The following is a 22,791-nucleotide window of genomic DNA, read 5'->3' as shown; positions in this document are numbered from 1 at the left end:
AACGCTTTTCATCTTTTCTCCAAGTTTTGATCAGTGGCCTGGCAAGCTTTCTCAAGGACCATTTTCTTGCGATCAAGCAATTCCTTTCCTTAGACTGTATCCAATGGCTGGCGACGCTGATCAGACGGCTGTTTGCCATATGGCCATCTTTCATCTCTCTATTGCTGGGGTTGCTGCTCTTAACGTTGTCTCAGGTCGCAGACCTGTTTGCACGGCCGCTCGATGTCATAGAGCTGACGGTTCTTATCATGTGCCTGCTTTTCTTCTGGATCATCCCATTGCATCTCGGCGCGCGGATATTGCTGGATGCCCGCCGAGGCGGGCAGGGCACGTTGTCAGATCCGCCGAGCAAGCTCGACCTCTGGCTGCCGAGGGACCTGGGCTTTCTAGCGATCCTGGCGCTTGTCATCGCGATCCAAACCCAGTTGAGTGACTTTGCCATTCTCGGCGGCTATTTCGAGAGTAAGCGCCTGCACGCACCGAGCGGAACACTCTGGGTCGTGCCCGTCATCACGTTCTTGCTGTACCTCGTCTATCTCGGCATACGGGGAAGGACGAACGTCACCATGTCGGCAGCGTCGGGCCGGCGGCTTTCCAGGCTTTTCGCGCTTGCCTCACTGGTGCTCGTCTTCATCGCCAGCATGGCGCCGTTCACGATGGCCGATCTTCTCGGTGGATTGCTGTTCCTTCCCATGCTCGTCGGCGGCTGGATAATGCCGCTGGTGGCGCTGATGGTGCTTGCGAAGAGGAGCCGTTTCTGGCGCAGGTTCGTGCAACTGGGCACTGTCGCGGTCATTACCGCAATGGTTCTTGCCAACGCCACGCCGAGCAATCCGTTTCACGACATCCGCCTATTGCCGGATAATGCTTCCAAGCCGCAGACATCCGCGCAACTTACGCTTGAAGCATACATTGCACAGTGGAAAAAGCTCAACAATTGCGCGGCCGAGGAGGCCTCGGGCAGGCGGTGCAAGGCGATACTGGTCACCGCCGAGGGCGGCGCGAGTCGGGCTGCCTTTCAGGTCGCGACGGTGATGGGCCAGCTTCTGGACGAACCGCCGGTCGAAGGCTTCCGCGAAAAGCTGTTCCTGTTTTCCGGTGTGTCGGGCGGCTCGCTGGGCCTCGCCACGACCAGGCAGGCGATGGCCGACAGTGTGAATGGCAAGCCGCCTTGCAGGGAAGATTTCGGGCGCGCCGGTAGGCACTGGATCTATTACGGCACCGATCATGCCAAGGAAGTTACGACAAGCTGGCGCAAATGCCTTCAATTGCTGGTGTCGGCGGACTATCTGACTCCGGCCGCCGTCGGGCTGGCCTTGCGGGATTGGTGGATGGCATTACCTGCCATGCTCGATCTCGGGTTCGACGATCGTTCCGCTCTGCTCGAAAGATCGATGGAACGGCACTATGCGGCCATAACAGGCAAGGACTGTGAGAAATTCGAAGGCCTGTGCTCGGCGTTCGGGCATACTGACCGGTCGGCGTCATGGCTGCCAGGCCTCATCCTCAACAGTACGCTGGTCGAGCGTGGGCAGACTGTCGTCGTGAGCGACATCGATCCATCATCGTCATTTCCGGGCGAAAATGCCTGCAGGAGCAGCGTACAGAGGGTGTATCCCGCACATCTCGTCTATTCGGACGCCATGCCGATGTCCTATGACGTATACGAACTGCTGGACGCCCGGACCCGTAACCAGAAGCCGGATCCGGGGCCGACGAAGATCGTGCGGGACATAAGCATGTCGACCGCCATTGTCGCGTCGGCCCGCTTTCCGCTCATTTCCAGCCGTGGCAATGTCAGGGATACAAAGGGTATCCTCGTCGGGCAATTGGTCGATGGCGGGTATTTCGACAATAGCGGCCTCGCCAATATTCTCGACATCATCGATGCGCTCAACTGCAACAAGGTCGACAGCGTCGTCGTCAACATCCGGAACAATCCGCTGGACGAGAATGCACACCGTCTCTGGATTTTTGCGGGGCGAGAAAATATCAGGCAACCTTCGCTTGAGATATCTGGGCAAAAGATCAACGTGTCTCTGTCTCCGGTCCAGGCTTTCCTGAATTCCAGCGAAGGACATATTCTGGAGAACAGGTTCGCGACGATAAACCGGGTTGGCTACAACAACTACATCTTCAGCAATGTCTACAAGGCGATCTGCGTGGGAACTGCAACGCCGCACGGCGATTGCATTGACGGTCGCGTTCAGCTTGATTCTGTATCCATGAGCTGGTGGCTATCGTCGAATGTTCAGCTGTTCATAGAGATGCAGGACAACGACAAGCTTCTGGATGTTGACTGCAGCGAGACCCATTGTCGCGACAGGCCCTCAAAAATGCTGGCCGAGGCGTTCAAGCCGGCTGCACAGCCACAGATCAAGGTCAATGAAACGCTGGACCCGGGGCGCATGGGGCTCGACAACGTCAACGATCTCAAACGCCTCGCCAAATAGCTCGCTCGAACGGGCTGATCCTGGATTAAGGCGACAGGCCGGGGTTGTGATTGGGGTGGTGCGGACGGGCCTCTGCCTTCATCCAATCTCCACCCAGACCGGCTTGTGGTCGGACCCGATGCATGCCTCGTCGATCCAGCCGTCCTTGAGGCGCGGCAGGAGCGATGCGCTCAGGAAGCAGTAATCGAGATACTGGCGGATGTCGGGCTTTCCGGGTTCTTCCCAAGTGTAAGAACCTTCTCCGCGCTTGCCCAGCCGGTCCAAAGCGTCGGTCGGGTTGGAGGAGTTCGGTGTGCGGCCGTAGTAGAGGTCATTGGCGCCGGCCATCGCGATATATTCCGGCTGTTCGGGCTGCATGTTGAAATCGCCCATGATTATATAGTCCTCGGGGCTTGGCAGTTCCGGAAAACCGAATTCGGCGCCACCGCTCACCGCGCCACCTTCGAGCGGATAATTGATGATCCGCTCCTTGAGGAAGGCGATCTGGCTGATCCTTTCCTCGGGGCTGCGATGATCGAGATGCACCGAATAGACCCGGATCGCACCCATCGGCGTGCCGATCAGCGCCTCGAGCGCGGAGCGTTGCAGATTGAGGCGATCGAAGGTGCGGGTGCGGGGCAAAAGGATGTTCCGCGTGGCCAGGATCGGATGGCGCGACAGGATCATATTGCCGAATTCAACCTGCCGCATCTGGGCCCTGCCATCGACGATTCCGGAGCCCGCATCAGCAACGGTTCCGGCGCCGAAAAAGTGATAAAATTCCGGCAAAAGACCAGCGAAAACGTCCGGCAGATCGGCCCGACTATTTTTGGGGAGATTCCGTGTAACCTCCTGCAAAGCGATGACATCGGCCCCCTTGATGGCATCCGCGATGCGCTCGGGATCGTACTTTCCATCCGATCCGAAGCCGTATTGGACGTTAAAGCTCACGAATTTCATGTTATTCTTTGACCTTTCACGGCTGCCGCTATATCGAACACGCTAATCTAGACATGGCAAGGCCCGTAAGCTGAGATGAAGTTCCTCGATCAGACCAAAGTGTATGTGAAGGCCGGTGATGGCGGTGCCGGATCGGTGTCGTTCCGACGCGAGAAATTCATCGAATTCGGCGGTCCGGATGGTGGTGACGGCGGCCGTGGCGGCGACGTCTGGGTGGAGACGGTGAACGGTCTCAACACGCTGATCGACTATCGCTACCAGCAGCATTTCAAGGCCGAGACGGGCGTCCATGGCATGGGTCGCAACCGACACGGCGCCAAGGGTGGAAGCGTGGTCATGAAGGTGCCCGCCGGCACCCAGATCTTCGAGGAAGACGGCGAGACGCTGATCTGCGACATGACGGAAGTCGGGCAGAAGTACCGCATCGCCAAGGGCGGCAATGGCGGCTTCGGCAATGCCTATTTCCGCAGTTCCACCAACCAGGCGCCGGACTGGGCCAATCCCGGCCAGGACGGTGAGGAAAAGACAGTCTGGCTGCGGCTGAAGCTGATCGCCGATGCCGGTCTTGTCGGCCTGCCGAATGCCGGTAAATCGACCTTCCTTGCAACCTGTACCCGCGCGCGGCCGAAGATCGCCAACTATCCCTTCACCACGCTGCATCCGAACCTCGGCGTGGCGACGGTGGACGGCAAGGAATACGTGCTGGCCGACATTCCGGGCCTGATCGAGGGCGCCCATGAGGGCATCGGCCTCGGCGACCGGTTCCTCGGCCATGTCGAGCGCACCCGGGTGCTGCTCCATCTGGTTTCGGCGCAGGAAGAGAATGTGGGTCAGGCCTACAAGACCGTGCGCGCGGAACTCGACGCCTATGGCGCAGGGCTGGAGCATAAAGCCGAGATTGTCGCACTTTCGCAGATCGACACGGTCGATGCCGAGACGCTCAAGAAGAAGAAGGCAGCGCTGAAGCGCGCCTGCGGCCAGACGCCTTTCGCGATCTCGGCAGCCACCGGCGGCAAGGGCATGCCGGAAGTGCTACGCGAACTGGCTGGTATCATCGAGACGAGCAAGGCCCAGGATCCGAACCTGCCCAAGGCCGAGAGCGGCGTGATGCTCAATCAAAAAGTCAAAATGGCGCCGATGGGTGACGACGAGGACGATTGGGGCGATGACGACTGACCGCATGCCTCTAACGTCCTGCCGCCGCATCGTCATCAAGATCGGCTCGGCGCTGCTGGTCGATCGCGCATCGGGCCTGAAAAAGGCATGGCTCGACGCGATGTGCGAGGATATCGCGGCGCTCACCGCCAAGGGCACGGAAGTGCTGGTTGTCTCGTCGGGCGCGATTGCCATGGGCCGCACGGTGCTCGATATCGGGGCTGGCGCCCTCAGGCTCGAAGAGAGCCAGGCGGCTGCTGCCGTGGGCCAGATCGCGCTGGCGCGTGCCTGGTCGGAAGGGCTTTCCCGGCATGATATCGTTGCGGGCCAGATCCTGCTGACGCTGGGTGATACCGAGGAACGCCGCCGCTATCTCAATGCGCGCGCCACGATCTCGCAACTGATGCGGCTCAAGGCTGTGCCGGTGATCAACGAGAACGACACGGTCGCAACGTCCGAAATCCGTTATGGCGACAATGACCGGCTCGCCGCCCGGGTTGCGACCATGGTCGGCGCCGACCTGCTGGTGCTGCTCTCCGACATCGACGGGCTTTATACCGCCCCGCCGCATCTAGACCCCAAGGCCGAATTCCTGCCTGTCATCCCGGCGATTACGCCTGAGATCGAGGCGATGGCGGGAGGTGCTGCTTCCGAACTCTCGCGTGGCGGCATGCGCACCAAGATCGATGCCGGCAAGATCGCCACCTCGGCGGGATGTGCGATGATCATTGCATCGGGCAAGGTCGATCATCCCCTGCGCGCGATCGCGGATGGCGCCCGGCACAGCTGGTTCGCGCCGTCCTCCAAGCCGGTGACCGCGTGGAAGACCTGGATCGCCGGCAAGCTTGCGCCCGCCGGACGTTTGACGATAGACGATGGCGCCGAGCGCGCCCTGATGAGCGGCAAGAGCCTGCTGCCCGCAGGTGTTCGCGCGGTCGATGGGGATTTTGCGCGCGGCGATACGATCGCTATCATGTCTCTCGACGGACGCGAGATTGCCCGCGGCTTGTCTAGCTATGACGGGCAGGAAGCCCGACTGATCGCGGGCAAGAAATCCGCTGACATCGAGGCCATTCTCGGCTATTCCGGCCGGGCGGCCATGGTGCATCGCGACGATATGGTGATGACCGCGGCGCGCAAGGCCAAGGCGAAGAGCAAGGAAAGCGCCGATGCTTGATGTTGCCAAGGACGATGTAAGAGCACTGATGCTGCAGATCGGCCGCAATGCGCGCGCGGCTGCCCATCCGCTCGCCATCGCCTCGGCCGAACGCAAGCATGCTGCACTCGTCTCGATGGCGCGCGAGATCATGGAGCGCAAGGACGCCATTCTCGGCGCCAATGCCATCGATCTCGAAAATGCCCGCGCCTCGGATATGGCACCGTCCTTCATTGACCGCCTGACGCTCAACGAGGCGCGTATCCGCGCCATGGCAGACGGCATAAGCGCGATCGCGGAACTCGGGGATCCCGTCGGCGAAGTCATCGCCGAATGGGATCGGCCGAACGGGCTGCATATCGAACGCGTGCGTACACCGCTCGGCGTCATCGGCGTGATCTATGAAAGCCGCCCGAATGTCACGGCCGATGCCGGTGCGCTCTGCCTGAAGGCGGGCAATGCCGTAATCCTGCGCGGCGGCTCGGATTCGCTCCATTCGTCGCACGCCATTCACGAATGCCTCGTCAAGGGCCTGCGCGATGCCGGCCTGCCGGAACATGCGATCCAGATGGTGCCGGTCTCCGACCGCGCTGCCGTCGGCGAAATGCTCACCGGCCTCGATGGTGCGATCGATGTCATCGTTCCGCGCGGCGGCAAAAGCCTCGTCGCCCGGGTTCAAGACGATGCGCGCGTGCCGGTCTTCGCCCATCTCGAAGGCATCTGCCATATCTATGTCGATGCCACGGCCGATCTCGATATGGCGAAGAAGCTGGTGGTCAATTCCAAGATGCGCCGCACCGGCATCTGCGGCGCGGCGGAGACGCTGTTGGTCGACAGCGCAGCGCTCGGCACGCACTTGATGCCTTTGCTCGAAGCGCTGACCGAAGCCGGCTGCGAAATCCGCGCCTCGGCAACCGTGCTCAAGGTCTTCCCCGGCTTCAAGCCGGCAATCGACGAGGACTGGTCGACGGAATATCTCGATGCGATCATTTCGGTTGCGATCGTGGACGGCATCGGCGGAGCAATCGCGCATATCAACAGATATTCCTCGCATCACACCGAGGCGATCATTTCCGAGGACGCGGCCTCGGTCGCGCGTTTCTTCAACGAGATCGATTCCGCCATCCTGCTGCACAATGCCTCGACGCAGTTCGCCGATGGTGGCGAATTCGGCATGGGTGCGGAAATCGGCATAGCGACAGGCAAGATGCATGCGCGGGGACCGGTCGGCGTCGAACAGCTCACGTCATTCAAGTACAGGGTCCGTGGCGACGGCCAGACAAGGCCGTGAGACTTGAAGCCGGGGGAAATTGACCGCAAATATCTCGTCATGCCGCGTGTCGAAGCCGGCATGAAGGTCGGGCTGTTCGGCGGGTCGTTCAATCCGCCGCACGACGGCCATCGGCTGGTTGCCGAGATTGCGTTGCGGGCGCTCGACCTCGACCAGCTCTGGTGGATGGTGACGCCGGGCAATCCCTTGAAATCGAAGCGTGTACTGGCACCGCTTGCCGAGCGCATCGCACAGTCCGAAGCGCTGTTTCCCAACCCGAAAATCCGCGTGACCGCTTTCGAGAAGACCTTGGGATCGAACTACACCGCGCAGGTGCTGGCGCATGTGAAGGCCAGGAACCGCGACGTCGATTTCGTCTGGATCATGGGGGCGGACAATCTGAGGAATTTCCATCTCTGGCAGAACTGGCATGCGATCGCCGAGACCTTTCCGATCGCGGTGATCGATCGGCCGGGATCGACTCTGTCCTTCCTGTCCTCGAAAATGGCCCGCACCTTCGATTTCGCGCGGGTGGACGAGCACGACGCCGGACTGCTTGCGCGTTTGCCGGCACCCGCCTGGACCTTCATTCATGGCCCGCGTTCGACACTGAGCTCGACGGCGATCAGGACGCAGAACGGGAAATAATCAATCCTCGATCCGGCGGGCTTCGGATTCGAGCATAATCGGCACGCCATCCTTGATCGGATAGGCGAGCCGGGCCTTTTCGGAGATCAGTTCGCTGGTGTCGCGATTATAGATCAGCCGGCCCTTGGTGACGGGGCAGACCAGCAATTCCAGCATTTTGGGGTCGGGGCGGGAAATGTTGAGGTCCATGCCGGCGGCGCCTTACTGAAGGGTCTTGGCGACGTCGCCGAAGGCGCGGGCCAATACCATTTCAGTCATTGCGACGAGCGTTTCAGCGCGGGTCTTGAGGTCGGGTGCTTCGAGAAGCGCCTGCTTTTCCGGCGCCCCGAACGGCGCCATCATGGCGAGCGAATTGACCAGCGTGCGATTGGACGTCTTGATCACCGCCTCCCAGTCGACTTCCAGCTTGTTGGCATCGAGATAGGAACGGAAGGCGTGGAGCAGGTTGTCGCGATTGACGGCCGGATCGTCTTCCGGCTCATGCAGGTCGGAAATGAAGGGCGCGATCTTGATCTTGCGATAGGCCTGCGTGGTCTGCAGTTCATCGATCAGGCGAAAGCGGCAGACGCCGGAGAGATCGATCACATAGCGGCCGTCGCCGGTCTCGCCGAAGGTGGTGATGCGGCCGATCGTGCCCACCTTGCAGAGTTCCGGATGTCCTGACGGGCTTTCCTCAGTCTCCGAAAGATCGGGCTGGATGATGCCGATCAGGCGGGTGCCCTTCAGCGCGTCGTCGATCAGCGACAGATAGCGCGGCTCATAGACATTGAGCGGCAGGTGACCGCCCGAAAGCAGCAACACGCCCGAGAGCGGGAAAACGCCGAGCGTCTCCGGCAGGTCGCTTTCGGTCAGATATCGCGCATTTCCAACATGCATCAATCGATCTCCGCTTGCGTGGACGCCTTACCTATTCCCTCAGGTCTATACCGGCTTCACGAAAACAAGATGGCGGACATCTTGCGGCGTGCCGAGACGCTGGCCGGATCCTTGAAGCCCCAGACTTCGAGGAACTGCAGAAGCTGGCGCCGCGCGCCATCCTCGTCCCATGTCCGGTCGCGCTTCATGATGCCGATCAGATGATCGGTCGCCGCCTCGCGGTCACCTTCGACGTTGAGAATCTTGGCGAGCTTCACGCGGGCTGCGTGATTGTCCGGATCGGTGGCGAGTTCCTGTTCGAGCGCGCGCGGATCGCCGAGCTTGCGGGCTTCCTCGATTTGGGCGAGCTTGGCCGAGAGCGCTGCAATTGCCGGATCATTCTTCTGCTCGTCGGAAAGGCTGGCGATCAGGTCGCGCGACCGTTCCCACTGGCCCGCCGCCAGCATGCATTCCGCCATGCCGGCGAGCGCCTTGATGTTTTCCGGATCGGCCTGCAGCACGGCGCCATAGATATCGGCGGCTGCGGCCAGGTCGCCGGCATCGAGCTGGGCCTTGGCGTCTTCGAGTGCCGCCTCGATCTGCACTTCGGCATCATCGACCGCGGGGCCTGCCACCTTGTCGATGAAGGCGCGAACCTGGCTTTCGGGAACCGCGCCCATGAAGCCATCGACCGGACGGCCGCCGACAAAGGCGATGACCGCCGGGATCGACTGGATGCCGAGCTGGCCGGGAATGGAGGGGTGGTCATCGATGTTGAGCTTGACGAGCTTGACGCGGCCATTGCTCTCGGCAACGACGCGCTCGATGATCGGCTGCAACTGCTTGCAGGGGCCGCACCAGGGCGCCCAGAAATCGACCAGCACCGGCTGGCGCGTGGATTCCTCAAGCACGTCACGCTGGAAGGTCGCGGTCGTCGTGTCCTTGACGAGGCCAGCCGGCGGGGCCGCACCATTCGTGGTATTGGCACTGGCGGTCATCTGCGTGGCGAGGCTTGCGCCTGATGTATTGCCCGTCATCCTGATTCTCTCTCCAAATTCCTGAGGGCCCCGCGAGGGCCGAAACTCGCGCTGAATGTCGTATGTCAGGCGGTCATTTTCAAGACATGCGCTGTATGTCCCGTGGCCTCCACGAAGCGGATGAGGTCGGCGCTCGAGACCGAGGTGGTGGCATCGTTTGAAAGCGGGTGACAGTTGATGATGTCATTCTTCATCAAATCCGCGTCGAGCACAATGGTCACGTTGCGACCGGTATCGTTGACGATACCGAATGCGGTCACTGCGCCCGGTATGACGCCGAGATATTCCATGAGCTTTTCGGGCTTGCCGAAGGAGAATTTCGACGCGCCGCCGACGATCGTGTGAACGGTCTTGAGGTCGACACTTGCATGTTCGTCCACGGTGAGCAGAAAGAACTGGTCCTTCTTGTCCTTGAGGAAGAGGTTCTTGGTATGGCCGCCCGGAATTTCGTCGCGCAGCGATTCGGACTCGGCGACGGTGAAGACGGGCGGATGATGCTTGGTTTTATGGGCGATTCCGAGCGAATCGAGATACTCGAACAGTTCCGCCGGGGTCTTTGCCGCATTCTCACTCATATTCGCTCACGCTCCGCATATCGTCTGAAATGATGCCCGTGATAGTATGGTTCCATTCTCGCCGCAATGGCCTGCGCGCGTCGCCGCCGGCGCCAAATACGCCGCGAAATCAATCTGATAGAGGATGGTTCGAAAATTTCTCGGCCAAAATGTCATTTCCCTGTTGCATTTCAAAATGCCTTGGGCCATATAGCCCCCGTCGCCGAAGGGCGGCATCGCGGTCTAGCGATCTACCACGGACCAGCGATAGTGAGCGGGTGTAGCTCAGTGGTAGAGCACGACCTTGCCAAGGTCGGGGTCGAGGGTTCGAACCCCTTCGCCCGCTCCAGTTTCTCCAGATGCAAGCCTCGGAACCTTGAACTGACCCCATAAAGTTGGACGGTTTATGGACTGGGACGATTTAAGGGCTGGGTTCTGTATTGTACAGGACTCAGCCCTTTGAGTTTGAGCCTGATGCGGTCGTTGTTGTAGTAGTGGATATAATCCTGGACGCCGTCCTGCAGGCTTTCGATGCTTTCGAAGTGATTGGGATGGAAGAACTCGGATTTGAGGATGGCGAAGAAGCTTTCCATGGCGGCATTGTCAAAGCAGTTTCCCTTGCGTGACATGCTTTGGGCTATGTTGCGGCTTTCGAGCATGCGGCTCCAAGCTGGCATTTGATACTGCCATCCCTGATCGGAGTGCAGGATCGGCCTGTCTTCGTCATCGAGCGTGGTCAATGCCTTGTCGAGCATGTCCTTGACCAGCTTGAAGATCGGCCGCCTCGCCGTCTCGTAAGCAATGATCTCGCCGTTGTGGAGGTCCATGACTGGCGACAAAAAGAGCTTCTCGCCGGCGAGGTTGAACTCGGTGACATCCGTCGTCCACTTCTGGTTCATGCGCTCGGCGCTGAACCGCCGCTGGAGCAGGTCTGGTGCCACGCGCCCGGCCTGGCCCTTGTAGGAGCGGTATTTCTTCGGCCGAACAAGGGACTTCAGACCCATCTCGACCATCAGCCGCTGAACGGTCTTGTGGTTGACCATCTCTCCGAACCTTCGGATCGCTGCCGTCACCCGACGATAGCCGTAGCGCCCCTTGTGTTCCTCGAAGATAGATTTGATCCTGGTTTTCAAAGCCGTATGCCGGTCGGCCGACGACAATGCCTTCTGCTGATAATAGAACGTGCTGCGCGCCAAACCGAAAGCGTCAGCAGCCCGTCGAACGGATGGAGTGGCCTTAACGCCTGGACGGCTTGCGTCCGTTCGGCGCGGGACGCGCCTGCGTTAAGGCCTCCAGTTTTTTTAGGTAGGCGTTCTCCATCCGCAGATAGGCCAGTTCTGCCAACAGCTCTTCACGGCTCTTGGCCTCGTCGCTTTGCGGTCCATCCGCGCCAGTGCCTGTGGTCGGTGGTTCCGGCATTGATCTGGGCTTCCCCCGCCGGCGCGGACCCAGGGCTTCAATCCCACCGCGCTCATACTGCCTCTCCCAGACCGAGAGGCAACCAACGCTGCGAATGTCGAAGAGCGCAGCCGCCTGTCGATGGGAAAGACCATCCTTCCACATCCGCTTAAGCACCGATAGCCTGAATTGCGCATCATAGTGGCTGTGTTTCCGAGCCAAGCCCGCCAAGCCATGTTCTGCGTGGCTGGCTACCCACCGACGAACCATCGAATAGTCGAGACGGAAACGCAGCCCGACCTCTCGGTAGCTATGTGCCCCGTCGCCGTAATACTCGACAACTTCCTGCTTGAACGCGCTGCTGTGTTTGGACATGCAAAACCCCCGAAGTTGGGTGTCCAACTTTCGGGGGTCAGTTCAACCTCCGGGGCTTTTTGCGTTTTGGGCGCTACATATGCATTTACCAGACCAGCCCCCTAGCGGCGATGTCCTCGACGCGGGTCACGACACCATCCCGATGAAAAACCATCGTGTCGAACATGTTGGTGACGACGCAGGTGTGGTTGGGAATGATGCGGATTTTCTCGCCGATCGCGGGAAATGTGTCCTTGCAGGCCGAGATGTCGATCGCGCCATGTTCCTCCCACAAAGCCTTGATGACGGCATCCGGGAAGCCGACCACGAGGCCGTAATCCCCAAAGCCCGAGAGATCGCTGGTCAGCGTCTTCGCGCCGGCATCGATGATTGCACGGCCGGGCGCCGGGCGGGAGACCACGGTCGCCAGGATGGTCATCGCGCAATCGGCTTCCGTGCAATGGCCGGCCCGGATCATCGAACGGTCGTTATAGATATAGGTGCCCGCCCGGTACTCCGTCGCGGCCGGGACCTGATGGCCCTCGAAGAGACTTGGGGTGCCGGCATGGCTGACAACGGGGCAGGGGATGCCGGCGCTGGTAAGCAGCGACAGGGCCTCCGAGAAATAGGTTTGTACCGCTGCTGCCGCATGCGGCTTCGGATAGGTCAGCAGGCCGCCAAAGGTAAGACCGGGCATGTCATGGATCAATTTGGCGAGCTCGAAGGCTTCCTGCGGCGTCTGTACGCCGCAGCGCCCGGCGCCGGTGTCGCATTCGACCAGAACCGTGATCGGTTTCAGCTTCGCAAAATGCTTCGAGAGACCCTCCACGGTCGTTCGGTTGTCGGCGGCGACCTTTAGACTCGAAATCCGCTCGTTCAGTGCGGCGAGGCGCTCCAGCTTGTCCGGTCCGAGGATGTTGTATGTGATCAGGATATCCTCGAAGCCGGCATTGGCGAAGACTTCGGCCTCGGTGATCTTCTGGCAGTTGATGCCCTTCGCACCCGCCGCCACCTGCAACTTCGCAATGCTCGGCAGCTTGTGCGTCTTGATGTGTGGCCGGAGGGCGAGGCCGTGCTGGTCCGCATAGGCCTGCACCCGCGCGATATTTGCCTGCATTCTGACTTCATCGATGATCGGGCGTGGCGTCGAGATGTCGGCTACGGCATCGCCGGGCTTCGGCAGCATTTCATATGGACGGGCGTGCAGCATAACTTACGCTCCTGCGGATATCGGTATCGGATCTGGCGAGCCATTGCCTCGCACGTCAAGTCAAAACATGGCTGATTGCTGTTTGCAACTATTTTTGAAAACCATTTGACTAAATAAAGCACTAGTGCCAATCTGCCCTCATTCCGAGGACCGTTGACATGACGTTGCGTGGTACCAATCAGGAATCTGGCAGGCCGTACAACCGGCGGATCGTGCTCGAATCGATCCGTCTCAAAGGCCCGACGACGCGCGGCGAGATCGCCGAACGCGTCGGCCTCACCGTCCAGACCGTGTCGACCATCGTCCGTGAACTCGAAGAACAAGGCCTGATCCTGTCGGTGCGGGAAAAGCCCAAGGGCAGGGGCATCCCGCCGTCGGCGCTGACGATCGACCCAGAAGGCGGCCATGCCGTCGGTATCCACCTCACACCGCTGGGGATCGAGGCGGCACTGGTCAATCTGCGCGGCGAGGTCGTCGAAAGCCGGCACCGGGATGCGCCCAATGCAATGCCGGACGAGGCCTTCGCATTAATCGGCGAGATGGTGGCCGAACTCAAAGCCAGCGGCAAACACGGCCGCCTGCTCGGCGCCGGCATTGCCCTGCCAGGCCCGTTCGACGTTGATGCCATGAGTTTCGTCGGTTCGACCACGATGAGTGGTTGGAAGAATGTCGATATCCGTGAACGCTTGGCCGATGCGACCGGGCTTCCGGCCTTCATGGAGAACGACATGGCTGCCGCCGCGCTCGGCGAACAGCTCTACGGTCTGGGCCAGCAGTTTTCCGACTATTACTATCTCTTTTTCAGCGTCGGGCTCGGCGGCGTGATGGTGCATGACGGATCCGTGATCCGAGGCGCCTGGGGCAACGCCGGTGAAATCGGCCATATCCCTGTTGTGTTGGACGGCGAGCCTTGCCCCTGCGGCAATCGTGGTTGCCTGGAGCGCTACCTCTCGCTCGATGCCTACAATCGTCGCGGTCTGCCGGAGGCGGACTGGGTGGCCGAGATCGCTCCGATTTTCCGGAACGCGGTGCGAACCATCGAAAACCTCTTCGATCCCGAGACCGTCGTCATTGGAGGGCTGGCGCCGCAGACGCTGATCGAGCAGCTTGCCACGCTCGGTGAGGGCCTTACCAATTCGATCGCCGCTCGCACCAACCGCAGCCATCCGCGCGTCGTGGTGGCGAGCGATTGCCAGCATTCGGCGCTCAGGGGTGCTGCCGCGCTCGCCGTGTTCGGCGTGCTCTCGCCGCGCTTCGGGCAAATGTTCGAAACCACTGAGAAAGATGCTGCCGCATGAGCGAGAAACTGCTGGTCCTCGACAATATCCGCAAGAATTTCGGCGCCATCGAAGCGCTGAAAGGCATCAGCTTTTCGATCGGAAAGGGCGAGGTCGTGGCGCTCCTTGGTGACAATGGCGCCGGCAAATCGACGCTGGTCAAGATCATCTCGGGCGGACTGACGCCGACATCCGGCCGCATGCTGTTCGAAGGCAAGGACTATCAGGCCAGGACACCTGCCGAGGCCAAGGCCGCAGGGATCGAGACGGTCTATCAGGACCTTTCGCTCTGCACCAATGTCGATGTCGTCGCAAATTTCTTCATGGGCCGCGAGATCGTCCGCAAGTTCGCCGGCATTCCCTTCCTCGACGAGCGCGCCATGGAATCGGTGGTGGAGAAGGCGCTGGCCAATGCCGGCACTCGCATCCCCTCGCTCCGCGCCAAGGTCGAGCATCTCTCGGGAGGCCAGCGGCAGGCCATCGAGCTCAATCGCTTCGTCCATTGGGGCGGCAAGCTGGTGCTGCTCGACGAGCCCTTCGCCGCACTCGGTGTCGAGCAGACGCGGCGCGGGTTGGATATGATCCGTCATGTCGCGAGCCAGGGCATCGGGGTCGTCATCATCACGCACATCATGCAGCAGGCCTTTCAGGTCGCTGATCGCATCGTCGTCGTCCGCCACGGTGTGGTGGCCGGCGACGTGGAGAGAGCCAAGACAAGCCCGGATGCAGTGATCGAAATGATCACAGGGCAAACCCTTGCCGGAGCCGGACCGGTGGGGAACTGAACGAAAAGGGGTCCGGCAAACTGGAGAGAACGATCATGAAGCGAATAACGTTAGCCCTGCTGAGCGTTCTGGTGCTCGGCCTCGCGATGCTTACAACGGCCGCCGCTCAATCCAAGGGCACGGTCTACTACCTCGTGCCGACGCTGCTCGACGAATTCCAGACCGGTTCGGTCAGCGCGCTGGAAATGTTCCTCAAGCAGACCGGCTACGAGATGAAAACGCTCAATGCCGACAACAAGACCGACGCGCAGCAATCGCAGATGAATGACGTGATCGCGCTGAAGCCCGCGGCGATCATCCTTGCCGCCGTCGATTTCAACGCGCTCAAGCCTTCGATCGAGGCCGCACGCGCCGCCGGCATCCCGGTGGTCGAGTTCGACCGCCAGATCACTTCGACCATGTCGGACTTCACCTCGGTGGCCGGTACGATCGAGATCGGCCATGTCGCGGCCGACCAGGCCGAGGCGATGCTCAAGGCCAGGAACGGTGACGTGAAGGGCAAGATCCTGCAGGTGCTGGGCGACCCCGGCGATCCCTACACGCTCGATATCCAGAAGGGTTTCGAGGAGAAGATGAAGGCCTTCCCGGGCGTCACCATCATTTCGGTGCCCGCCATGCAGTGGGAAGCCAGCAATGCCGGCACGATCGTGTCCGACCAGATGCTCGCCAATCCCGATATCGACCTGATCTTCCTGCATGCCGCTCATCTCTCGGTCGCGGCTGTCGCTTCGCTCGAGGCTGCCGGCAAGAAGCCAGGCGACGTGATGATGATGAGCTCGAACGGTGCGCCGGTCGGTCTCGACCTGATCCGGAAGGGCTGGCTGAATACCGAAGTCGAGCAGCCGCTCTATGCCCAGGCCGCAGCCGTCGCGATGTTCATGGACAAGATCGCCGGCAAGAAGGAAATCAAGGCCGGCGAATATGACGTGCTCGGCCTCAAGAGCACCGTGACGATCGAGGCCTGGGGTCCGAATATCAAGATTCCCGGCGCTGCGATCACCAAGGAGAATGTCGATAATCCGGCCTTCTGGGGCAACCTGAAACCGCCGACTTCGACGGTGAAGTCGGTCGAGTAGTTCGGCTGCCTCTTGACAAGACCCCGCCCCGAAACCCCTCCCCACAAGGGGAGGGGCCAACCCTGGGCACCCCACCATGCCCCAAGCTAACGCTGCGGCCTTCTGCAACGGTGATTGGGGCATGGTGGGGTGCCGCTGATTAAGCCCCTCCCCCTTGTGGGGAGGGGTTTGGGGCGGGGTCTTTAAGATCGGCACGACATCCAAACACCACCAAAAAACCGGACCAACCGCATGACGCCACGCACGCGCAAGACTCTTGAATTCATCCTCGACAATCTCGTCTGGTTCATGCTCATCCTGGTGTTGGCGGTGTTTTCGGCGCTGATCCCGCACTATTTCCAGCTCGGCATTTTCGTCAATATCATCGAGGCATCGAGCGTGCTCGGCGTCATGTCGATCGGGCTGGCGCTGGTGATTATCGCCGGACATATGGATCTCTCGGTGGAATCCGTTGCCGCGCTTTCGGCCATGGCGGTCGGCATATTGTTCTGCTCGGCCGGCATCGGGCTCGGCATCAAGCTCTCGCCCGAATGGCTGATGGTGCCGGCCTCGCTGCTGGTCGCCTGCGCCGTCGGCGGATTGATCGGCCTGTTCAACGGCGTGCTTATCGTCAAGCTGAAGATGAGCGCCTTCATCATCACGCTTGCGTCCTTCATCTGGGTGCGGGGCATCGTGCTCGCCGTCTCCGGCGGCCGGTCGGCGCAGGATCTCGCGCCGGCCATTCGCTGGTTTGCGATCGAACGTTTCCTCGGCATCCCGCTGAGTGCCTGGATCGCCATCGCCTGTTTCCTGGTTTTCTCGATCATTATGGCCAAGACGCCGTTCGGCCGGCATCTTGTGATGATCGGCGGCAATGAGACCGCGACCTTTCGCGCCGGCATCCGCGTCAACCGCAACCTGATCATCGCTTTCGTGCTGGCCGGTGCCATTGCCGGCCTTGCGGGCTGGCTGCTTGCCATCCGAACGTCGGGTGCCACCGCCAATCTCGGCGTAGGGCTGCTGTTCAATGCCTTTGCGGCGGTGGTGATCGGCGGCGTCAGCCTCAAGGGCGGTGTGGGTGCGCTGCCCGGCGTCTATGCCGGCGTGCTGCTGCTCTCATCGATCAACACCGCGATCAACCTGATGGGACTGCCCGCCAATTTCACCCAGGTCATTCATGGCTTCCTGGTGCTCGCGGCGGTGCTTCTCGATACGTTCAAGCAAAGGCTGCGCCAGAGGCTCGCATGACAAAAAGACTGGAAAACAAGGTGGCGCTGGTGATTGGCGCCTCGCGCGGCATCGGCAGAGCCATCGTCGAGCGCTTCGCCGAGGAAGGCGCGAAAGTAGTCCTCGCCGATTTCGATGCGGAAGGTGGCAAGGCCACGGCGGATGAGATTGGAGTTCCTTTCTTCCACACCGACATTGCCAGGATGGACGATGCCGTTGCCGCTGTCGCCTTCACGATCGAGCGTTATGGCCGGCTCGACATCATCGTCCAGAATGCCGGTATCTATCCCTGGCAGCTCATCGAGAATACTAGCCCCGAGGACTGGGATCATGTGATGGGGGTCAACCTGCGCGGCGCCTTCAATGCCGCCCGGGCGGCCCTGCCGCAAATGAAGAAGCAGGGCCAAGGCCGTATCCTCTTCACCTCATCGATCACCGGTCCGCATGTCACCAGCCCCGGCCACAGTCATTATTCGGCGACCAAGGCCGGCATCAATGGCTTCATCCGCTCGGCGGCGCTCGAGTTCTCGTCTTATGGAATCAACGTCAACGGTGTGGAACCGGGCAATATCCTGACCGAGGCGATCCAGCTTCATCGCGGCGACGCCTTCATCAAGAATATGGAAAATGCCATTCCGCTCGGCCGCCTCGGGTCACCGCGCGACGTCGCCAATGCTTTCCTGTTCCTGGCGTCCGAAGATGCGAGTTATATCACCGGCACAACGGTTATCGTCGATGGCGGACAGCTGTTGCCGGAAGGCGCGGATTTCAGGCTGCTACCGCCGTGATTATCGTTCGAAAGGTTCGCCGAGCGAGGCAACGCCGTTCAGTTTGAGCAAGCGACGGTCGGCCGAGATGATGCCGAGAACTATGATCGTGACGAGATAAGGTAGGCTGGAGAGCAGTTGCGATGGCACGTCGAGGCCCGTCGCCTGGGCGGCTAGGCTCATAAGGGACACGGCGCCGAACAGGCAGGCGCCGAGGAAGACGCGGCCGGTGAGCCATGTGCCGAAGACGACGAGGGCGATGGCGATCCAGCCACGCCCGGCAATCATGCCATCCGCCCAGAGCGGTGTATAGACCGCTGCGGCATAGGCGCCGGCAAAGCCCGCCATCATTCCGCCGAAGGCGATCGCGGCGACGCGGATGGCGATGACGGGATAGCCAATCGCGTGGGCGGCCTTGGGGTTCTCGCCTATCGCCCGCACGACGAGCCCGACCCGTGTACGGGCAAGTATCGCCCAGATCGCGAGCGTTGCGACGAGGGATATCCACACAACGATATCCTGGACGAAAAGCTTGCCGATAACAGGGATTTCCGAGAGGCCGGGAAAGGCAAGTTTCGGCAGACCCTTGATCGTAAGGCTCTCGTAGGTCTTGCCGAACAGGGCTGACAGGCCTTGGCCGAGGATGCCGATCGCAAGGCCTGTAGCGACTTGATTGGCCCGGAACCCGAGCGCCACCACCGCAAAGACGAGCGAGAGGGCGGCACCGCCAAGGCCGGCGACGATGAAGCCCAGCGTGTGTCCGCCGCCGTGATAGACCACGATGAAGGCGAGCACCGCGCCCAGAGCCATCAGGCCCTCGACGCCGAGATTGAGAACGCCCGCGCGTTCGACCACCAGTTCGCCCAATGCAGCGAGCAGAAAGGGCGTCGCCGCCGCCAGCATGCCGGATATGATGAACTCGATGGCGTTCATGGCTGGCTCCGGTGGGGCGGACGATGCCATTCGAGGCGATAGCGCACGAAGGCCACGGCGATGAGATAGGCGAGCAGCAGGCTGCCCTGGAAGACGCGCACGGCGGCGATCGGCAGGTTTGCCGACACCATCGCATTGTCGCCGCCGATATAGAGGACGGCCATGAAGAGCGCTGAGAATATGATGCCGATCGGGTGCAGGCCGCCGAGATAGGCGACGATGATCGCGGCATAGCCATAGCCGGTCGAGATCGAGCGCTGCAACTGGCCGATCGGCCCCGCGACCTCGGCCGCACCCGCCAGCCCTGCCGCAAAGCCGCCGATCAGCAGCGAAAGCCAGATCGCACATCCTTCGCTGAAACCGGCGTAACCCGCCGCGCGTGGCGCAAGGCCCCCGACCTTGAGTTTGTAGCCCATGAAGCTTCGCTGCATGAAAACCCAGGCCATGAGCGAGAGCGCAAGCGTGATAAACAGCGAAACGTTGACGCGGGTACCTGATATCAGGGTCGGGATCATCGCGTCGTATTGAAACATGACGGATTGCGGGAAATTGAAGCCGGCCGGATCCTTCCATGGGCCGAGCAGCAGGTAATTCAAGAATTGCGCCGCAACGAGGCTCAACATCAGGGAAACAAGGATTTCGTTGGCATTCAGCCTGACGCGCCAGAAGGCCGTGATCGAGGCCCAGAGCGCACCCCCGATGGCGCCGAGAATCAGCATCAGCGGCCAGATCCATTGCCCCGTCGCCAACGGAAACCAGATCGGAATCGACGAGGCGAAGATGGCGCCGAGGATGAACTGGCCCTCCGCGCCGATATTGAACACCTTGGCGCGGAAGCCGATCGCCAGTCCCTGCGCGATGAGAAGAAGCGGCCCAGCCTTGAGCAGTACCTCGGAGAACGCTGACCAGGACAGGAACGGTTCGAGCAGCATCGCATAGAGCACGGCCGCCGGATCGCGGCCCATCAGCATGTAAAGGCTGAAATTGAGGATGATGGCTATGCCGAGCGCCGCAATCGGTGCCAGCATGGCCGCGGTGAGCGAGGCACGCTCGCGGCGAACGAGCGTCGGCAGGAATGTCCCGGCCAGAATACTCATGCGGGGACCTTCTCTTGCGACGAATGCGCTCCGATCATGTACCGACCGATCTCCTCAGGGCGCGTGTCGCGCGTGACCAGTGGTAGACTGAGGGTCCCGTGATGCAGGACCTGGATGAAATCGCAGAGTTCGAAAAGCTCCTCGAGTTCCTCCGAAATAACCAGGATTGCCATGCCCGCGTTGCGGAGCGCGATGAGCCGCTGGCGGATGGCGGATGCGGCGCCGATATCGACGCCCCAAGTCGGCTGCGCCACGAACAGCAGTTTCGGCGCGAGCATGATCTCGCGGCCAACGATGAATTTCTGCAGGTTGCCGCCCGACAGCGAGCCCGCCTCGGCAGCCGGTCCGGAAGTACGGACGTCGTATTGGCGGATGCATTCATTGGCGAACGCCGTCGCCCGGGTGCTGTCGATCAGGCCGTTTTTCACCAGATCGAACGGATGGGCGGTCAGCACGGCGTTGAGGACCAGTGACATTTCAGGGACCGCGCCGCGGCCGAGCCGGTCTTCCGGCACGAAGGCGAAGCCAAGCGTCCTGCGGCTGGCCGCGTCGAGCCTGCCGACGTCGCTGCCCATCATGAAAATCCGGTCGCGCTCACCCCTAGGCAATTTCGTCTCGCCCGATATGAGTGCGGCAAGCTCGGTCTGCCCGTTGCCCGATATTCCGGCAATGCCGAGGATCTCACCAGCGCGCACCGTGAGGCTGATGCCCGCGAGTGGCGTGGCGAAGGGGTCATCCGGCGTGTAGTCCATACCAATGATTTCGAGCCGCTTTTCGCCCTCGGGCATGGCAAGCGCCGGCATTACCTCCGGCATGTCACGGCCGATCATCATGCGGGCGAGGTCGTGTGCGTCATGGTCGCGCGGATCGACATTGCCGGTAACCTTGCCGCCGCGCAGGATGGTCGCATGGTCGCAGATCGCGCGGATTTCCTCCAGCTTATGTGAGATGAAGAGTATAGAAACGCCGCGATCACGCAGTCGCCTGAGCGTATCGAACAGCTTCTCCACTGCTTGGGGTGGCAGAACCGAGGTCGGCTCGTCGAGGATGAGCAGCTTCGGGTCGGTCATCAGGCAGCGGATGATCTCCACCCGCTGCCGCTCGCCGACCGAGAGCGCATGCACCTCGGCCAGCGGATCGACTTCGAGGCCGAAATCCTGGCCGAGGGTGCGGATGCGCTTCGTCAGTTCGGGCTTGCTGCCCGAGACCACGAGTTGAATGTTCTCGACGACCGTCAGCGTTTCGAACAGCGAGAAATGCTGGAAGACCATGCCGATGCCCCTGCGCCGTGCCTCGGCGGGCGAGGCAAGGCTCAAGGGTTCTCCATTCCAGACGACAGTGCCGTCGTCCGGTTGCTCGACGCCATAGATGAGTTTCATCAGGGTCGATTTCCCCGCCCCGTTCTCTCCGAGGATCGCATGGATCGATCGCGGAGCCACGTCCAGATCGATAACCTGGTTGGCGCGGATCTGACCGTAGCTCTTTGAAATGCCGCGGAGCGACAGAAGGGCCGGGGTCATCGTTTATTGCGGCAGTGGGGTGGTGACGCCCTTGACGTGCCAGTTCATCGCGATGACCTCCGGATCGGTCATCGTGACACCGCTCGCGACACCTTCGCTACCGTCCGCCTTGGTGATCGGGCCGGTGAACGGGGAGAAGCTGCCGGCGGCGATCTTGGCTTCAGTTTCCTTGATCTTCGCCATCGTGTCTGCCGGAATGTCGGGGTTCCAATCGACGACTTCGACCACCTTGTCGCCGACGCCGAGGAAGGCGTTGGCGCCCTTGAATGTTCCGGCGAGATGGGCGTCAACGGACGCCTTGAAGAATGGCGACCAATCAGTCGCGACGCAGCCGAGATAGGTCTTCGGCGCGTATTTCTTCATCGAGGAATTGAGGTTGAAGGCATAGACGCCAGCCTCTTCGCAAGCCGAGATGACGGACGGCGTATCCTGCGCATTGGAGAATATCACATCGCAATTCTGCGCCATCAGGGCCTTGGCGGCCTCTTGTTCCTTGGCCGGGTCGAACCAGGAATTCACCCAGACGACCGACACTTCGATATCGGGCCTCACAGCCTGCGCGCCGAGCGCGAAAGCATTGATCGACGTGATGAGTTCCGGAATGGCGAAGGCCGAGACTGAGCCGAGCTTGCCGGTTTTCGACAGGGCCGCAGCAGCCATGCCCAGGAGATAGGTGCCCTGGGAATATTGCGCCGCGAAGGGCGAGAAGTTCGGCGCGACCTGGAAGCCGGAGGCATGCAGCACGGTCACGCTCGGGTCGCGGCGGGCGATCTGCAGCGCGCCGTTCTGGTAACCGAACGAGCCGGCGATCAGGAACTTGTTCCCGTCGGCAACGGTCTTGGTCATGATGCGGTCGGCATCCGGGCCCTCGGCGATGTTTTCGAGAATGGTGACCTTGACCTTGTCGCCATAGGCGGCCTTGATCGGTTCGAGGCCGGCGGCGAGCGCATGGCCCCAGCCGACATCGCCGATCGGCGATGGAACCACGAGCGTGATGCCGAGCGGTTCGTCGGCCGCGAAGGCGGCCTTGCCGCCAAACGCGCTGGCGAGACCGGTTGCAGCCAGGCCTTTCATCAATGTTCTGCGAGTTATGTTGAGCAT

The 22,791-nt window shown here is 61.2% G+C and carries 20 protein-coding genes, 1 tRNA gene and 1 pseudogene; 11 read left to right on the top strand and 11 right to left on the bottom strand.

Going from position 1 to position 22,791, the window contains the following annotated elements; all coding sequences use genetic code 11:
- The first annotated feature begins 185 nt into the window (after positions 1-185).
- Positions 186-2,453, top strand: coding sequence for a hypothetical protein (locus IHQ71_RS20250; RefSeq protein WP_258158237.1), 2,268 nt, complete (start codon positions 186-188; stop codon positions 2,451-2,453).
- A gap of 78 nt (positions 2,454-2,531) precedes the next feature.
- On the opposite strand, the gene IHQ71_RS20245 is transcribed toward IHQ71_RS20250, so the two are convergent.
- Positions 2,532-3,392, bottom strand: coding sequence for an endonuclease/exonuclease/phosphatase family protein (locus tag IHQ71_RS20245; protein ID WP_258158236.1), 861 nt, complete (start codon positions 3,390-3,392; stop codon positions 2,532-2,534).
- Positions 3,393-3,467: 75 nt separating this feature from the next.
- Here IHQ71_RS20245 and obgE point away from each other — a divergent pair, with 75 nt between their 5' ends.
- From obgE to IHQ71_RS20225, 4 genes are read left to right on the top strand one after another with little or no spacing between them, the layout of a single operon-like run.
- Entirely contained in the window at positions 3,468-4,568 is a 1,101-nt protein-coding gene (gene obgE, locus IHQ71_RS20240; protein ID WP_258158235.1) for a GTPase ObgE, read from the top strand.
- Entirely contained in the window at positions 4,558-5,724 is a 1,167-nt protein-coding gene (proB, locus tag IHQ71_RS20235; RefSeq protein WP_374989890.1) for a glutamate 5-kinase, read from the top strand. The genes obgE and proB overlap by 11 nt, the downstream gene beginning before the upstream one ends.
- A complete protein-coding gene (locus IHQ71_RS20230; protein ID WP_258158234.1) occupies positions 5,717-6,994 on the top strand; it encodes a glutamate-5-semialdehyde dehydrogenase in 1,278 nt (425 codons plus the stop codon). The genes proB and IHQ71_RS20230 overlap by 8 nt, the downstream gene beginning before the upstream one ends.
- A 39-nt stretch (positions 6,995-7,033) precedes the next feature.
- Positions 7,034-7,621 carry a nicotinate-nucleotide adenylyltransferase gene (locus IHQ71_RS20225; protein ID WP_258162891.1) on the top strand — a complete coding sequence of 196 codons (588 nt, stop codon included), beginning with the start codon at positions 7,034-7,036 and terminating at the stop codon, positions 7,619-7,621.
- On the opposite strand, the gene IHQ71_RS20220 is transcribed toward IHQ71_RS20225, so the two are convergent.
- From IHQ71_RS20220 to IHQ71_RS20205, 4 genes are all read right to left on the bottom strand, one after another.
- The gene (locus IHQ71_RS20220; RefSeq protein ID WP_258158233.1) at positions 7,622-7,810 is read right to left on the bottom strand and encodes a Trm112 family protein; all 189 of its coding nucleotides are present in this window, start codon (positions 7,808-7,810) and stop codon (positions 7,622-7,624) included. It lies immediately after the preceding gene.
- Positions 7,811-7,822: 12 nt separating this feature from the next.
- Entirely contained in the window at positions 7,823-8,497 is a 675-nt protein-coding gene (locus IHQ71_RS20215; protein ID WP_258158232.1) for an LON peptidase substrate-binding domain-containing protein, read from the bottom strand.
- A gap of 56 nt (positions 8,498-8,553) precedes the next feature.
- A complete protein-coding gene (gene trxA, locus IHQ71_RS20210; RefSeq protein WP_258158231.1) occupies positions 8,554-9,513 on the bottom strand; it encodes a thioredoxin in 960 nt (319 codons plus the stop codon).
- Between the two features lie 65 nt (positions 9,514-9,578).
- Complete coding sequence (locus tag IHQ71_RS20205) at positions 9,579-10,088, bottom strand: prolyl-tRNA synthetase associated domain-containing protein (protein WP_258158230.1); 510 nt, start codon at positions 10,086-10,088, stop codon at positions 9,579-9,581.
- Positions 10,089-10,341: 253 nt separating this feature from the next.
- On the opposite strand from IHQ71_RS20205, the gene IHQ71_RS20200 reads away from it, so the two are divergent.
- A tRNA-Gly gene (locus IHQ71_RS20200) sits at positions 10,342-10,416 on the top strand.
- Positions 10,417-10,471: 55 nt separating this feature from the next.
- Here the strand turns inward: IHQ71_RS20200 and IHQ71_RS20195 are convergent.
- Positions 10,472-11,840: pseudogene (locus tag IHQ71_RS20195) on the bottom strand (IS3 family transposase).
- An 85-nt stretch (positions 11,841-11,925) separates the two neighbouring features.
- Positions 11,926-13,026: a D-TA family PLP-dependent enzyme gene (locus tag IHQ71_RS20190; protein WP_258162890.1), complete on the bottom strand. Its 1,101-nt coding sequence runs from the start codon at positions 13,024-13,026 to the stop codon at positions 11,926-11,928.
- Between the two features lie 161 nt (positions 13,027-13,187).
- Between IHQ71_RS20190 and IHQ71_RS20185 the strand changes: the two genes are divergently transcribed.
- From IHQ71_RS20185 to IHQ71_RS20165, 5 genes are all read left to right on the top strand, one after another.
- Complete coding sequence (locus IHQ71_RS20185; RefSeq protein ID WP_258158229.1) at positions 13,188-14,327, top strand: ROK family transcriptional regulator; 1,140 nt, start codon at positions 13,188-13,190, stop codon at positions 14,325-14,327.
- Positions 14,324-15,091: an ATP-binding cassette domain-containing protein gene (locus IHQ71_RS20180; RefSeq protein WP_258158228.1), complete on the top strand. Its 768-nt coding sequence runs from the start codon at positions 14,324-14,326 to the stop codon at positions 15,089-15,091. The genes IHQ71_RS20185 and IHQ71_RS20180 overlap by 4 nt, the downstream gene beginning before the upstream one ends.
- Positions 15,092-15,126: 35 nt before the next feature.
- On the top strand, positions 15,127-16,167 hold the full coding sequence (locus IHQ71_RS20175) for a sugar ABC transporter substrate-binding protein (RefSeq protein ID WP_258158227.1): 1,041 nt from the start codon (positions 15,127-15,129) through the stop codon (positions 16,165-16,167).
- Between the two features lie 231 nt (positions 16,168-16,398).
- A complete protein-coding gene (locus tag IHQ71_RS20170) occupies positions 16,399-17,394 on the top strand; it encodes an ABC transporter permease (protein ID WP_258158226.1) in 996 nt (331 codons plus the stop codon).
- Positions 17,391-18,161: an SDR family NAD(P)-dependent oxidoreductase gene (locus IHQ71_RS20165; RefSeq protein WP_258158225.1), complete on the top strand. Its 771-nt coding sequence runs from the start codon at positions 17,391-17,393 to the stop codon at positions 18,159-18,161. The genes IHQ71_RS20170 and IHQ71_RS20165 overlap by 4 nt, the downstream gene beginning before the upstream one ends.
- Here the strand turns inward: IHQ71_RS20165 and IHQ71_RS20160 are convergent, their stop codons facing one another.
- The 4 genes from IHQ71_RS20160 to IHQ71_RS20145 are packed head-to-tail and all read right to left on the bottom strand — an operon-like array spanning position 18,162 to position 22,791.
- A complete protein-coding gene (locus tag IHQ71_RS20160) occupies positions 18,162-19,073 on the bottom strand; it encodes an ABC transporter permease (protein WP_258158224.1) in 912 nt (303 codons plus the stop codon).
- Positions 19,070-20,170 carry an ABC transporter permease gene (locus tag IHQ71_RS20155; protein ID WP_258158223.1) on the bottom strand — a complete coding sequence of 367 codons (1,101 nt, stop codon included), beginning with the start codon at positions 20,168-20,170 and terminating at the stop codon, positions 19,070-19,072. The genes IHQ71_RS20160 and IHQ71_RS20155 overlap by 4 nt, the downstream gene beginning before the upstream one ends.
- The gene (locus IHQ71_RS20150) at positions 20,167-21,690 is read right to left on the bottom strand and encodes an ABC transporter ATP-binding protein (protein ID WP_258158222.1); all 1,524 of its coding nucleotides are present in this window, start codon (positions 21,688-21,690) and stop codon (positions 20,167-20,169) included. The genes IHQ71_RS20155 and IHQ71_RS20150 overlap by 4 nt, the downstream gene beginning before the upstream one ends.
- A 3-nt stretch (positions 21,691-21,693) precedes the next feature.
- Positions 21,694-22,791 carry a BMP family ABC transporter substrate-binding protein gene (locus IHQ71_RS20145; RefSeq protein WP_258158221.1) on the bottom strand — a complete coding sequence of 366 codons (1,098 nt, stop codon included), beginning with the start codon at positions 22,789-22,791 and terminating at the stop codon, positions 21,694-21,696.

It is taken from the genome of Rhizobium sp. TH2 (assembly GCF_024707525.1).
In the GTDB taxonomy this organism is placed as follows: Bacteria; Pseudomonadota; Alphaproteobacteria; order Rhizobiales; family Rhizobiaceae; genus Rhizobium_E.
The sequence above is the reverse complement of the archived record's forward strand: the minus strand, read 5'-3'. Positions and strand labels throughout refer to the sequence as shown.